The organism is Bradyrhizobium tropiciagri (assembly GCF_001189845.1).
In the GTDB taxonomy this organism is placed as follows: Bacteria; Pseudomonadota; Alphaproteobacteria; order Rhizobiales; family Xanthobacteraceae; genus Bradyrhizobium; species Bradyrhizobium tropiciagri.
Genome location: NZ_LFLZ01000001.1, coordinates 120012 through 133785 on the forward strand (window position 1 = coordinate 120012; position 13774 = coordinate 133785).

8 protein-coding genes and 3 pseudogenes are annotated in these 13774 nt (G+C 64.7%); 4 read left to right on the forward strand and 7 right to left on the reverse strand.

Annotation, left to right across the window (positions count from 1 at the left end; translation table 11 throughout):
• Positions 1-233: 233 nt before the first annotated feature.
• Positions 234-455: an acyl-CoA carboxylase biotin carboxyl carrier protein subunit gene (locus AKN84_RS00570; RefSeq protein ID WP_050418842.1), complete on the reverse strand. Its 222-nt coding sequence runs from the start codon at positions 453-455 to the stop codon at positions 234-236.
• A 130-nt stretch (positions 456-585) separates the two neighbouring features.
• Here AKN84_RS00570 and AKN84_RS00575 point away from each other — a divergent pair, with 130 nt between their 5' ends.
• Positions 586-1560, forward strand: coding sequence for an IclR family transcriptional regulator (locus AKN84_RS00575; protein ID WP_050418843.1), 975 nt, complete (start codon positions 586-588; stop codon positions 1558-1560).
• Positions 1490-3049, forward strand: coding sequence for an acyl-CoA carboxylase subunit beta (locus AKN84_RS00580; protein ID WP_050418844.1), 1560 nt, complete (start codon positions 1490-1492; stop codon positions 3047-3049). The genes AKN84_RS00575 and AKN84_RS00580 overlap by 71 nt, the downstream gene beginning before the upstream one ends.
• Positions 3050-3200: 151 nt before the next feature.
• Here the strand turns inward: AKN84_RS00580 and AKN84_RS00585 are convergent.
• Positions 3201-4363, reverse strand: a pseudogene (locus AKN84_RS00585) (patatin-like phospholipase family protein).
• A gap of 243 nt (positions 4364-4606) precedes the next feature.
• Between AKN84_RS00585 and AKN84_RS00590 the strand changes: the two are divergent.
• Positions 4607-5392 carry an acetoacetate decarboxylase gene (locus tag AKN84_RS00590; RefSeq protein ID WP_050418845.1) on the forward strand — a complete coding sequence of 262 codons (786 nt, stop codon included), beginning with the start codon at positions 4607-4609 and terminating at the stop codon, positions 5390-5392.
• Between the two features lie 44 nt (positions 5393-5436).
• On the opposite strand, the pseudogene AKN84_RS00595 reads toward AKN84_RS00590, so the two are convergent.
• The 4 genes and pseudogenes from AKN84_RS00595 to AKN84_RS47935 form a co-directional block, all read right to left on the reverse strand.
• Positions 5437-6742: pseudogene (locus tag AKN84_RS00595) on the reverse strand (MFS transporter).
• Between the two features lie 289 nt (positions 6743-7031).
• Positions 7032-8228 (reverse strand): acetyl-CoA C-acyltransferase, encoded by a 1197-nt coding sequence (locus AKN84_RS00600; protein ID WP_050418846.1) that lies wholly within the window; start codon positions 8226-8228, stop codon positions 7032-7034.
• A gap of 534 nt (positions 8229-8762) precedes the next feature.
• A complete protein-coding gene (locus AKN84_RS00605) occupies positions 8763-9275 on the reverse strand; it encodes a ParB N-terminal domain-containing protein (protein WP_050418847.1) in 513 nt (170 codons plus the stop codon).
• Between the two features lie 111 nt (positions 9276-9386).
• Complete coding sequence (locus AKN84_RS47935) at positions 9387-9554, reverse strand: hypothetical protein (RefSeq protein ID WP_167351827.1); 168 nt, start codon at positions 9552-9554, stop codon at positions 9387-9389.
• Positions 9555-9818: 264 nt separating this feature from the next.
• Between AKN84_RS47935 and AKN84_RS00610 the strand changes: the two genes are divergently transcribed.
• On the forward strand, positions 9819-11078 hold the full coding sequence (locus AKN84_RS00610) for an MFS transporter (RefSeq protein WP_050418848.1): 1260 nt from the start codon (positions 9819-9821) through the stop codon (positions 11076-11078).
• Between the two features lie 110 nt (positions 11079-11188).
• Here AKN84_RS00610 and AKN84_RS00615 read toward each other — a convergent pair.
• Positions 11189-13467 (reverse strand): annotated as a pseudogene (locus AKN84_RS00615) (FdhF/YdeP family oxidoreductase).
• Positions 13468-13774 lie beyond the last annotated feature (307 nt).

Below are 13774 nucleotides of genomic sequence, written 5' to 3' on the forward strand. Positions count from 1 at the left end.
GAGTGCGCCTCAGCGTCGGCCGTGACGCGGCCGGCTCGAGAAGATGCCGACTTTCGAACAGATGTTTACAAAACGAGCGGTTGCTCGGCATTTGTTTCGTCATACGAAACTGTTTGATCGAGAATGTTTCGAAAGCGAAACAGCGTGCGCCATTGCGTTGGCTGCAAGGCAACCACCACCCAGGATGCGGCATCTGGGAATTTGATCCGCGCGCGGCGGCGGCACGCCCGCCGTCAGGTCTCGACGATCGCGATCGCCTGGCCTTCGGCGATGACATCGTCAATCCTCACCAGAATCGACTTGATTTTGCCTGCTGCCGTCGATGTGACCGGTATCTCCATCTTCATCGCTTCGACGAACGCAATCTCGTCGCCATCGCCGATGCTGCTGCCGGCTTCAACAGGAAGCGCGCAAACGCGCCCCGCAACTTCGGTCACAACCTTGATCTCTGGCATTCCACTCTCCGATACCGTCTTGCGGAAATTTCATCCGGCGAACGGCTTTTTGTTGTGGCGGCAGATTGCCTGAGGTAGCTTCATCTGCAAGTGGAATTTTATTCCGCATGACGGAATGGAGCCAAACAAAATGGGACGGCGCTCGGAACGGCTTAGCAGGCAGGGAATGCTCGCCAGCGAGACTGGCGATGGCGATGTCATTCAGGTGGTGTCGCGCGCGTTTGACGTATTGCGGTGCTTCGAAGGACATGAAGCGCGGCTCGGCAATCTCGAGATCTCGAACCGCTGCGGCCTGCCGCGTTCGACGGTGTCGCGCTTGACCCACACGCTGACGCGGATGGGACAGCTCGTCTATCTGCCGCGCGATCAGAAATATCGCATCGGCCCGAGCGCGGTCGCGATGAGCACCACGATGATGAAGGGGCTGCAGCTTCGCAACCTGATCCGGCTGCGTTTGCAGGATGTCGCGGACCAATTGCCCGGCACCGTGGGCTTCGTCATCCCCGACCGTTTTCATCTGGTCTATCTGGAGTTCGCCCGCGCGGCGAACGCGCTCGGCCTGCATGAAGCAACCGGCAGCCGCATCTCGATGGCGACCACCGCCGCCGGCCACGCCTACACCGCCGCGCTCGATCCTGCGATCGGCGATGCGCTGATCGCGGAGATGGAAGGCGAGCTGCCCGAGGGCGCCAAGATGCTGACGCCGCGCATCGCGGCCAACCGCCGGCATCTGCAGGAGCACGGCTATGTCGTCGCCTGCGGCCTGTGGAGCCCGCACATCAACGGCGTCGCGGTGCCGCTGTGGTCGCCGCAATATCAGACCTATGTGGTCACCACGATCGGCCTGCTGTCCGCGATGTATGACGAGGCGCGGCTGCATCGCGAGGTCGCACCGCAGATGGTCGACCTTGCCGCTGCACTCGGCAGCCTGCTCGAAGGCGCCGACGGCGACATCTTCAACAATCGGATCGAACGCAAGTCGCTTCCGGTGACCGCCCATAACAACAACAAAATCATCAAAACGGAGGCAATGAATGAACTGGAAGCCGGAACTCGACGACCTCGCCCGGCGCGAAGCGTTCGCGCGGGAGATGGGAGGCGTTGACAAGGTCAAGCGGCAACGCGACCAGGGCCGGCTCACGGTTCGTGAGCGCATCGACAAGCTCGTCGACCAGAACAGCTTTCACGAGGTCGGCGCCATCTCCGGCATCGCCGAATACGACGAGAGCAACGAACTCAAGCATCTGACGCCGGCGAACTGCGTGTTCGGCCGGGCCAGGGTCGACGGTCGCACCGTGGTCGTGGTCGGCGACGATTTCACCGTACGCGGCGGCTCGGCGGATGCATCGATTTCCGCCAAGCCGCTGATGGCGGAGGAGATGGCGCACGACTTCCGCCTGCCGATCATCCGCGTGATCGAGGGATCCGGCGGCGGCGGCTCGGTGAAGACCATCGAGACCAGGGGCGCGGCCAATCTGCCCGGCGGCGTCGGTGGCACCCGTTCGTACTGGTTCACGCTTGCCAATCTGGCGCAGGTGCCGGTGGTCGGCCTCGGGCTCGGCTCGGTCGCGGGCCTCGGTGCCGCGCGGCTGGCGGCCACGCATTACTCGGTCATGACCAAGAGCTCCGCGATGTTCGTCGCCGGTCCGCCGGTGGTGAAGCGGCTCGGCCAGGATCTGACCAAGCAGGAACTCGGCGGCGCCGACATCCAGACTCGTGCCGGCGGGATCGACCAGGCCGTCGACACCGAGGAGGAGGCGTTCGACTACGCGCGGCGCTTCCTGTCCTACCTGCCGTCGTCGGTCTACGATTTGCCGCCGACCATTCCCTGCACCGACGACCCGGAGCGCGCCGAGGAGTCGCTGATGAAGGCCGTGCCGCGCAACCGCCGGCAGGTCTACAAGATGCGGCCGATCATCGAGGCGGTCGTCGACAAGGGCTCGTTCTTCGAGGTCGCCGCCAATTTCGGCCGGCCTGTCATCACCGGGCTGGCGCGGATCGAGGGCCGGGCGGTGCTGCTGCTCGCCAGCGATCCCTTCCACTACGGCGGCTCGTGGACTTCGGACGCGTGCCAGAAGGTAGTGCGCTGGGTCGACTTCGCCGAGACCTTCCATCTGCCGGTGGTCTATCTGATGGATTGCCCCGGCTTCATGATCGGTCTCGAGGCGGAGAAGTCGGCGACCATCCGCCACGGCGTTCGGGCGATGGCCGCGGTCAACCAGAGCACGGTGCCCTGGTGCACCATCATCATCCGCAACGCCTTCGGCGTTGCCGGCGTGGTGCATCAGCCGGCCAACCGCTTCTCGATGCGCTATGCCTGGCCGTCGGCCTATTGGGGCTCGCTGCCGCTCGAGGGCGGCATCGAGGCGGCCTACCGCGCCGAGATCGATGCGGCCGAAGATCCCGCCGCCAAGCTGCGCGAGATCGAGGATCGCCTCAACAAGCTGCGCTCGCCGTTCCGCTCGGCCGAGAAGTTCTGGGTCGAGGAGGTGATCGACCCGCGCAAGACGCGCTCGCTGCTGTGCGAATTCGCGCGCCTTGCCGAGCCGATCCGCAAGGTCGGGCCGCCGAGCAACATGTCGACGCGGCCGTAGGATCAATCATCGTCATTACGAGCCACCCGGTCGGCGCGGAGCGCCGCCGGATGACAGGCTCCGCGAAGCAATCCATCTATCCGCATGCGTGGACGCGTGGATTGGCTCGTCGCTTCGCTCCTCGCAATGACGGTGAAGGGGCGATTGCGTCCTACTCCGCCTCGCGATGCACGTCGTGGATCACGATGCCCATGCCGTTTTCGGGCATCTTGATCCATTCGCGACGCTTCAGCGAGCGCTTGGTGTCCTCGTGTCCGCTCGCCCAGTGCTCGCGCATCGAGGTGCCGGAGAATTCGTGATCCTTGGCGTCACCCTCATAGGCCTTCTGCTGATAGATCAGCTGCAGCAGCGTGATGCCGGGCAGCCGGCTGTTGGCCTTCTTGAGCTGGCGCTCGTCGTCCGAGAGCTGCTCGTCCGGGATCTTTCCCAGCGCGTTATGCAGGGCGGTGCGCAGATTGTAGGTCTTGCGGTAGACGTCGGTGTTGTAGCGGGTGCGCGACGAATACATGATGTCCTTGTGGCGGGCCATCACGTCCTGGATGTCGCGCGGCAGCGCGCCGCGCGCCGAGAACAAATCGACCTGGAACACCAGCGAGTTGGCATTGTCTTCCTGGTCGAGCAGATGCTGCAGCGGCGTGTTGGAGACGATGCCGCCGTCCCAGAAGTGATCGGTCCCGACCTTCACCATCGGCAGCGCCGGCGGCAGCGCGCCGCTCGCCATGATGTGCTCGGGGATGATCTCGTCATGGGCATTGTCGAAATAGATGAAGTTGCCGGAGAGCACGTTCACCGCACCGACCGCAAAGCGCATCTTCTTGGAATTGATGCGGTCGAAATCGACCAGTTCGAGCAGCGAGTCACGTAAGGGCGTGGTGTCGTAATAGCTGGTGGCGGTGCGGGCGCGGCCGGGCTGAACCACGGATTGGACTGATGCGGGGTGAAGAAGCCGGGCTGCCCGAGCGTCGTCGTCAGCCACGAGCTGGTGAAATTGCGCGCCTTGCGGAAGATGTCGCCGTCAGGCGTGTAGTGCCAGATCTTGCGGCTGGTGATGCGGTCCCAGAAGGTGTGCAGCCGCTCCAGCCGCTTGCCGGGTGGATTGCCGGCGATGATCGCCGAGTTGATCGCGCCGATCGAGACGCCGCAGACCCAGTCGGGCTCGATGTTGCACTCATGCAGCGCCTGGTAGACGCCGGCCTGATAGGCGCCGAGCGCGCCGCCGCCCTGCAGCACCAGCGCCACGCGATCGCATCCTTCGGGACGCCAGCCCGGCGTCGCGTGCTCGATATCGTCGACATGAGGGGTACGCGCGTCCATATCAGACACTCCAAAAAATTCGCGGCGAGAATTCAGGGCGCCGATGACGCGGTGATGACAAGCGTCGCGCCGGCGCACGGCGCATCCGCCATGCCTGCCTGCATGGTTAGCATTGGGCTCATCAGGCAAAGGCGAGTCACACAAGCGTAACCGAGGTCATGTCTCTGAAGGAAATCCCTCATATCGCTGTCAATCTCGGCCGCTAGCCTCCGCGCAAACTTTCCAAAACAGGGGGTTATTGCGATGCGCAGGGAAGATCTGCTCAAGCTTCCGTCCATGCCGGCCGCAGGTCCGAGCTATCCCGCCGGTCCTTACCGCTTCATCGATCGCGAATTCCTCGTCATCACCTATGAGACCGATCCGGAATTGATCCGCGCCGGCCTGCCTGAGCCGCTGGAGCCGATCGAGCAGGCGATCGTGCATTACGAATGGATCAACATGCCCGACAGCTCCGGCTTCGGCAGCTACACCGAGTCCGGCCTCGTGATCCCCGCGCGGCTGCGCGGCGAAGAGGTCAATTTCGTCTGCCAGATGTATCTCGACGATGATCCGCCGATCGCGGCCGGCCGCGAGATCTGGGGCTTTCCGAAGAAATACGCCCATCCCAAGCTCGAGATCGTCAAGGACACCCTGACCGGCACGCTGGAATATGCCGGCCAGCTCGTCGCGATGGGCACGATGGGCTACAAGCACGAGAGCATGGCGGGCAACGGCGACGTCACCCGCGCCACGCTGTCGAAGACGCAAGTCAATCTGAAGATGATCCCCGGCGTCGACGGCCATCTCGAGGTCTGCCAGCTGGTCGCGATCAACCTGACCGACATCGTCGTGAAGGGATCGTGGATCGGGCCGGGCCGCCTGCATCTCGTGCCGCACGTCAACGCGCCGGTCGCCGACTTCCCGGTCAAGCGCGTGGTCGGCGCGCATCACTACATCGCCGACCTGACGCTGCCGTTCGGCCGCGTCGTGCACGACTACAACAAGGAAGCCGCCGAGGCGGCAGCGCCGATCGGCCTCGCGGCGGAGTAGCGGCTGGCTGCCGGCGGGCATGAAGCCCGAACCGGCGCGGCCACTCAGGCCGCGGCTGGCTTCGGCTCTGCCAACGGCTTCGGCTGCGGCCGCGCGATCGCCAGCGTGATCACCGCAGCGAAGACACAGAGCGCGCCGGCGACGAAGAACGCCGGCAGATAGCTGGAATAGACCGTGCGCGATACGCCGGCGCCGAACGCGGCCGCGCCGGCGCCGAGCTGGTGGCCGGCGAAGATCCAGCCGAACACCAGATTGGCGCGCTCGGCGCCGAACCGCTGGGCGGTGAGCCGCACCGTCGGCGGCACGGTCGCGATCCAGTCCAGCCCGTAGAACATCGCAAACAGCGACAGGCCGTAGAACGTGAAGTCGGAATAGGGCAGGTACAGCAGCGACAGGCCGCGCAGGCCGTAGTACCAGAACAACAGATAGCGGTTGTCGTAACGGTCCGACAGCCAGCCCGAGATGATGGTGCCGAAGAAGTCGAAGATGCCCATCGCGGCGAGCAGGCTCGCAGCCTGCACCTGCGGGATGCCGAAATCGAGACACATCGGGATCAGGTGGACCTGGACCAGACCGTTGGTCGAGGCGCCGCAGACGAAAAAAGGTCGCGAACAGGATCCAGAACACAGACGACTTCGAGGAGTCGCGCAGCGTGCCGAGCGCGACCGCCATGATCGGCGCATTGGCCGGCGGCGGCGCGGGGAGGGGCGCGGTGCCCGCATCGCCGAACGGGCGCAGGCCGACGTCGCTCGGCCGGTCGCGGAGCAGCATCAGCACCGCAAAGGCGGCGATGCCGAGCATGACGCAGACGAATCCAAGCGCGACGCGCCAACCATGGCGCTCCGTGATTGTCGCGAGCAGCGGCAGGAAGGCGAGCTGCCCGGTCGCGACGCTCGCGGTGAGCATGCCGATCACGAGGCCGCGCCGCGCCACGAACCAGCGCGTGGCTATGGTCGCGCCGAGCACCAGCGCCGTCATGCCGGTGCCGATCCCGATCACGATGCCCCACAGCAGGATGAGCTGCCAGACCTGCGTCATCGCCAGCGACGCGACAAGGCCGGAGACCACGATCAACTGCGCTGCCAGAGTCACGTTGCGCAGGCCGTAGCGGTTCATCAGCGCGGCGGCGAACGGCGCCATCAGCCCGAACAGGATGAAGCGGATCGACAGCGCCGAGGAGATCTCGGCGGTGGACCAGCCGAATTCCTTTTGCAGCGGCACGATGAAGACGCCGGGCGCGCCGACGGTGCCGGCCGAGATCAGCGCGGCCAGGAAGGTCACGGCAACCATCACCCAGCCATAGTGGATGTTGCGGCGGGCGAGGGTGGAAGCAAGCCAGTTCGAGATCATCGGGTTCCAGATCGAATGCAATGAGGTTCTATTCGTGATGCGCAATATGGCACAGCGTGGCTACGTCTAAAATGGCGTAGTTCCCTCGTTTTCGGACATCAGCAGCGATGCGTCGCCGCCTCTTTTAGGGCATTCCGAGAAACGACGAGTATCCGCAGTTCCGTCATTGCGAGGAGCGAAGCGACGAAGCAATCCATAGCTCCGCATATGCGGATCGATGGATTGCTTCCGCCTTCGCCAAGGCTTCGGCGCACAAGTCGCTTCGCTCGCAATAACGGATGGCGCTGCGTCAGTGCGTGACGCGCTCGATCGCGATGGCGGCGGCTTCGCCGCCGCCGATGCACAGTGCGGCAACGCCGCGCTTCAGGTTCTGCGCTTCCAGCGCGTGCAGCAGCGTCACGATCAGCCGCGCGCCGGTGGCGCCGATCGGATGGCCGAGCGCGCAGGCGCCGCCGTTGATGTTGAGCCGATCTCTGGGGATCCCGAGGTCGCGCTGCGCCGCCATCGCGACCACCGCGAAAGCCTCGTTGATCTCGAACAGGTCGACGTCGTCGACGCTCCAGCCGACCTTGTCGAGCAGTTTTCTGATCGCCGGGATCGGCGCGGTCGTGAACCACTGCGGCTCCTGACTATGGGTGGCGTGGCCCTTGATCTCGGCCAGCACAGGCAACCCGTCGCGGTCGGCGAGCGAGCGCCTTGCCAGGATCAGTGCCGCGGCGCCGTCGGCATTGGCGGAGGAGGCGGCCGGTGTGATCGTGCCATTGGCGCGGAATGCCGGCTTCAGGCCGGGGATCTTGGCCGGATCGACCTTCAGCGGGTGCTCGTCATTGGCGATGATGCGCGGACCGGCTTTCTCGCTGAGTGTGATCGGCGCGATCTCGGCCTTGAAAGCGCCGCCCTCGACCGCCTTGCGGGCGCGGTTCAGCGTCTCCATCGCGAAAGCGTCCTGGTCGGCACGGGTGAACTGATAGGCCTCCGCCGTGGCCTCGCCGAAATCGCCCATCGAGCGGCCGGTCTCGTAGGCGTCCTCGAGCCCGTCCATCATCATGTGGTCGATGATGCGGTCGTGGCCGGCGCGATAGCCGCCGCGTGCCTTCTGCAACAGATACGGCGCGTTGCTCATGCTCTCCATGCCGCCGGACAGCACGATCTCGGCCGAGCCCGCCTTGATGATGTCGTGGGCCAGCATGGTCGCCTTCATGCCGGAGCCGCAGACCTTGTTGACGGTGGTGGCGCCAGTGGCATCCGGCAGCTTGGCGCCGCGCGCGGCCTGGCGGGCAGGGGCCTGGCCCTGGCCGGCGGGCAGCACGTTACCCATGAACACCTCGTCGATCCGCTCGGGCGCGAGTTTTGCGCGCTCCAGCGCCGCGCCGATCACATGCGAGCCGAGCTTGTGGGCGGCGAGCGGCGTGAGCTCGCCCATGAAGCGGCCAAGCGGGGTGCGGGCGGCGGAGAGGATGACGACGGGATCGGCGCTGGTTGCCATGGCGGAACTCCGTTCCATGCGGGAATCTGATTGGATTGTATGCATCATATGATGCAACGCAAAAAATGCAACCGCGGCTCCCATGACAAAATGTCGTGTTCGCATGAGTTGGTGCTGTTGCTCGCGATGACGGAATTTGGCGCGGCTTCAGCCAAGCATTCGGTGTCATCGCCCGCGAAGGCGGGCGATCCAGTATTCCAGAGGCATTAGTGCTTGAGCTGAGAGGCCGCGGCGTACTGGATCGCCCGGTCGAGCCGGGCGATGACAGGTGTCGGTGGAGACAAGATTCCGTCCGTCGTCCCTGCGAAAGCCAGGACCCATAATCACCGCATTTGGTGATGAGGGATCGCGGCCCCAGCGTCGCGCAACCATAGAAATATGGGGTAATGGGTCCTGGCTTTCGCCAGGACGACGATGTGGGTGGTTCTCGATTCAAAGGGCCAAACACGCGGTGGCGTGTTTGCTGTAGGGACCGTCACCGGGATGATGAGGGGATCGGTTTCGCTGCTCCTGCTTTGGCAGCCGGGCCGGCCATCAATAGCGGCCACCATCGCGCTTTTGCTGCGTGAGCCATTCCGACAAGGTTTTCGTTTTCGGTGCTGGATCGCGGGAGGGCTCGCGGCGGATGTTGTTGCCGGAACGCGTTGACCGGAGCTCAATCGATTCAGTTTTCATGGTTGCAGCCGCGGATGCGGTCGATCTATCCGCGGCTTCCTTTTCGAGGCGCAGCTTTTTCAATCGCGCCATCTTGTCCCGCTCTGCCTCGGTTTCAGCAGTGTCGGATAGCAGCGCCTTGTGGTGAGCAGTCTCTGCCGAACCCAGCACTCCGATAATCGTGGTCTCGCCCAGCGCTTTGCAGGCCTCGAGCCGATGCAATCCCTCGAGCAAGACGAGCCGGCTCTGATCTGGCCGAACGAGAATCGGGACTTGTTGTCCAATTTCCAGAATGCTGGCCGCAATCTCTTGAACGACCTCAAGCCTAAGGGTCTTCCTCTTCTTCAAGGGAACGTAGATATGGTCGATTGGAAGGCTTTCCGGGCCAGGCACGCTGTCACTTCCTCCTCAGGGCGATCCAAAACAGGTTCAAGGATGCAGCGCTACGCCGTGGCTGGAACCTTGTAAATCGGAGCGGGGGCCTCAAGCGCTCGACTTCATGCCCTAATCCGACCGCCACGCGCCGAGCAGGAATCGCCGCTTCGGCGCGGAGCCTGCCTGCTTCTGCACGTCGGGCAGATCGACGGCATAGCGCTTCATCGCTAGCCGGATTGCGATCCCGATGATCACAAAGGGCGTCACGTAGATCGCGAAAACTTCGAAGGCTGTCATGGTGTCCTCCGCGGTCTCGGACCGGCATTGTAGCACATCATCTCACGGGGCGGAGGAGACGGATGGTCCGGCAGCGCGCTGGTGGGCAGTGCAGCACGCCGCTACCCCCGCGCATGGCCGCATGCGGTGGCTTCGATTGACACGGATACCGTCGGCGCTACGCTACAGACCAAGGAATTTTCGCAACAGAATCAACACCCCGGATTCAAGTCCCAGAAGAACCAAGAAAAGGGCAGGACACGCCGTGACACGCGTCATCGCGTCGTGAGCGGGACCACACGGACCTCCGCGCTCGCGCCATTCCGCATCCGCAGCTATCGCTTCCAATGGCCGTCCGATCTGCTCACCTCCTGGGCGTTCGAGGTCGAGACGCTGGTGCTCGGCTGGTACATCATGGTCGAGACCGGCTCGGTGCTGCTGCTGACGGTGCTCGCTTCGCTGCAATATGTCGGCACGCTGGTCGCGCCGGTCGTCGGCATGATCGGCGACCGGATGGGGCATCGCGATCTGCTCGCCGTGATGCGCTTCGCCTATACGGCGCTGGCCGGCACCATCATGACGCTGGCGCTGACAGGGCATCTCGCGCCCTTGAACGTCATGATCATCGTCGCGATCATGGGGCTGATCCGCCCGTCGGACCTCGGTGTGCGCGGCGCGCTGCTCGCCGACATCATGCCGCCGGAGCAGCTGGTCGGCGCCATCAGCCTGGCGCGCACCACGCAGGACTCGGCGCGCATCGCCGGCGCCTTGACCGGGGCGGGATTGTTCGCCGCGCTCGGCATCGGCTATGTCTATGTCGGGATCGCGAGCTTCTATTTCATCGCGGCCATCCTGATGCTGTGCATGGGCCGGCCGAAATCGCATGCCGCAGCCGATCAGTCTGATATCGACCTGCCGGGCTCAAAGCTGCTGCGCGACCTCAAGGAGGGCATCGTCTATGCCTGGAGCGGCCCGGGGATGCGCGCGGCGCTCTGCGTCGCCTTCCTCGCCAACCTCACCGCGTTTCCGCTGACCAACGGGCTATTGCCCTATGTCGCGCGCGACATCTTCCATACTGACCAGACCGGCCTCGGATATCTCTCCGCGAGCTTTGCGGTCGGCTCGCTGATCGGCTCGATCACGCTCAGCATGGCCGGCGGCGTGCGCATCGCGCGGCTCTTGATCGGCGCGACGCTCGCCTGGTACGCGATGCTTCTGGTGTTCGTCGAGCTCAGGACCATGCCGGTCGCGATGGCCTGTCTGGTGCTCGCCGGCATCGCGCAGAGCATGTCGATGATCTCGGCGGCCGTGATGCTGATGCGCAACGCCAGCGCGCATCTGCGCGGCCGCGTCATGGGCGTGCGGATGATGGTGATCTACGGCTTGCCGCTCGGCCTGCTCGCGGCCGGCAGCCTGATCGATCTGATCGGCTACACCGCGACCGGCACGCTGCTCGCCGCCGCCGGCTTCATCGCCATGCTCGCGATCGCGCTGCACTGGCGGGCCGACCTCTGGCCGGTGCATGCACCGGCCAATGCGAGGTGAGGGAGTGCACGTAGCCAGGATAAAGCGAAGCGCAATCCGGGGTAAGCTCGATCTGCGGATGACGCGGTCCCGGATTACGCTTCGCTCCATCCGGGCTACGGCCTGACCGCTCAGGCAGCCTGCGCCGCCCGCCGAATATGCACCGGCACCGACTTGTAGGACGGCGTGCCGCTTTCCTTGTCCTGATAGTCGAGCGGCACGAGGCCGTTGGCTTCGGGATAATAGGCGGCGACCGAGCCCCGGGCGATGTCGTAGACGATCGCGGTCAGCGTCAGACGGCGCGGCTCGCCGGAGGGCAGGGCGGTCTCGATCTCGACGAGATCGCCATGGGCGAGACCGCGTGCGGTGAGGTCGGCCTCGTTGGCGAACAGCACGTCGCGCCGGCCGAACACGCCGCGGTAGCGGTCGTTCAAGCCGTAGATCGTGGTGTTGTACTGGTCGTGGCTGCGGATGGTGGCGAGCTTGAGGACTGTGTCGTCCGCCAGCACCGGATCCTCTTCGAGGCCGTCGAAGATCAGGAATTCGGCCTTGCCAGACGCCGTGGTCCATTTGCGCTCGGTCGGCGGCAGCGGCAGGCGGAAGCCGCCGGGAATCCGGATTCGCGCGTTGAAATCCTTGAAGTCGGGGAAGACGCCCTCGATAGCGTCGCGGATGCGGTCGTAATCGGCGATCAGCTCGGCCCACGGCACCTTGCTCGCCGGCAGGGTTGCCATCGCGATGCCGGCAATGATCGCCGATTCCGACAGCAGATCCTCGGAGGCCGGGGTCAGCTTGCCGCGCGAGGCGTGCACCATCGACATCGAATCCTCGACGGTGACGACCTGCGGGCCCGAAGCCTGGATGTCGCGCTCGGTGCGGCCCAGCACCGGCAGGATGATCGACTGCTTGCCGACCAAGAGATGCGAGCGGTTCAGCTTGGTGCCGAGGTGGACGGCAAGCTCCAGCTTGCGCATCGCGGCCGTGCAGCGTTCCGGGTCGGGCAGGGCGATGGCAAAATTGCCGCCGAGGCAGACCAGGACCTTCGACCGGCCGTCATCGATCGCTTCCATCGCCGCGACCGCGTCATGGCCGTGATGGCGCGGCGGCTTGAAGCCGAAGGTGCGCTCGATGCCCTCGAACATCGCGATGTTGGGCTTCTCGGTGATGCCCACGGTGCGGTTGCCCTGCACGTTGGAATGCCCGCGCAGCGGGCAGATGCCGGCGCCGGGCTTGCCGTAATTGCCCTTCAAGAGCAGCAGGTTTGCGATCTGCTGCACATTGTCGGTGCCGCGCATGTGCTGGGTGATGCCCATGCCGTAGGTGACGATGGTGGCGTTGGATTTTGCGTAGGCGGCCGCGACCTCGCCGAGCTGGGCGCGGCTGAAGCCGGAGACGGTCTCGATCGATTCCCACGGCGTGGCGCGCAAATCGGCTGCGAACGCATCAAAGCCGTTGGTGTGCTCGGCGATGAAGGCATGATCGAGCACGTCGTGGCTTGTGTCATCCTTCTCGATCAGCGCCTTCATGACGCCCTTCAGCACCGCGGCGTCGGCGCCGACCTTGGGCTGGTAATAGGTCGAGGCGATCCGGGTCGAGCCGAGCGTCGCCATCTCGATCGGGTCCTGCGGATCGGCAAAGCGCTCCAGCGCGCGTTCGCGTAAGGGATTGAACACGATGATCGGCACGCCGCGGCGTGAGACCTCCCACAAGGTGCCCATCATGCGCGGATGGTTGGTGCCGGGATTGTGGCCCATCGCGATGATCAGCTCGCAATGGTCGAAATCGTCCAGCGACACCGTGCCCTTGCCGATGCCGATCGATTGCGGCAGCCCGACGCTGGTCGCCTCGTGGCACATGTTTGAGCAGTCGGGGAAATTGTTGCTGCCGTATTCGCGCGCGAAGATCTGGAACAGGAATGCGGCTTCGTTCGAGGCGCGGCCGGAGGTGTAGAACTCGGCCATGTTGGGATCCGGAAGGTTGCGCAGCGTCTCGCCGATCCGCGCGAAGGCGTCCTCCCAGGCGATCGGCTGGTAGGTGTCGCTCGCGGCGTCATAGGCGAGGGGCTGGGTCAGGCGGCCCTCGTTCTCGAGATGGAAGTCGGTCCAACCGAGCAGCTCGGTCACGGTGTGGGCGGCAAAGAATTCCGGCGTGACGCGTTTGCTGGTCGCCTCCCAGGTCACGGCCTTGGCGCCGTTCTCGCAGAACTGGAAGGTGGAGGTGTGCTCCTTGTCGGGCCAGGCGCAGCCGGGCAGTCGAAGCCGTCGGGCTTGTTGGTCCGCAGCAGCGTGATCGGCGCCTCGACCAGATCCATCTGGGTGCGAACCGCCTCAGCGGTGGCCTTGAGGGCGCCCCAGCCGCCGGCCGGAGCATCATAGGGGCGGATACCGGGAACGTCGCGCTTTTGGACCATATGTCCTCCTGCAGCTTTTGAAGTGTGACCTTGTGCGTTTGTCCCGAAAATTGATTGTAGATTTCTGCCGCGGACCGCGCGAAACGGGCGTGCTCCAATCGACGTTCTCGATCTTGAAACACCTGGCTCGTGGTGGAGCTTAGCCTAGTCGGCTCGCGCCCGCGGTCAACCGGTCAAATGCGTAACCCGGATGGAGCCAACGGGTCGCGTGCAGGCACGCCCCGATGAGAGGGCGCAATCCGAGATGGTCGATCCGCGGATGGCGCGCCCCGGTTTTCGCGGAGCCTGTCATCGGGCGCGCGTTCGC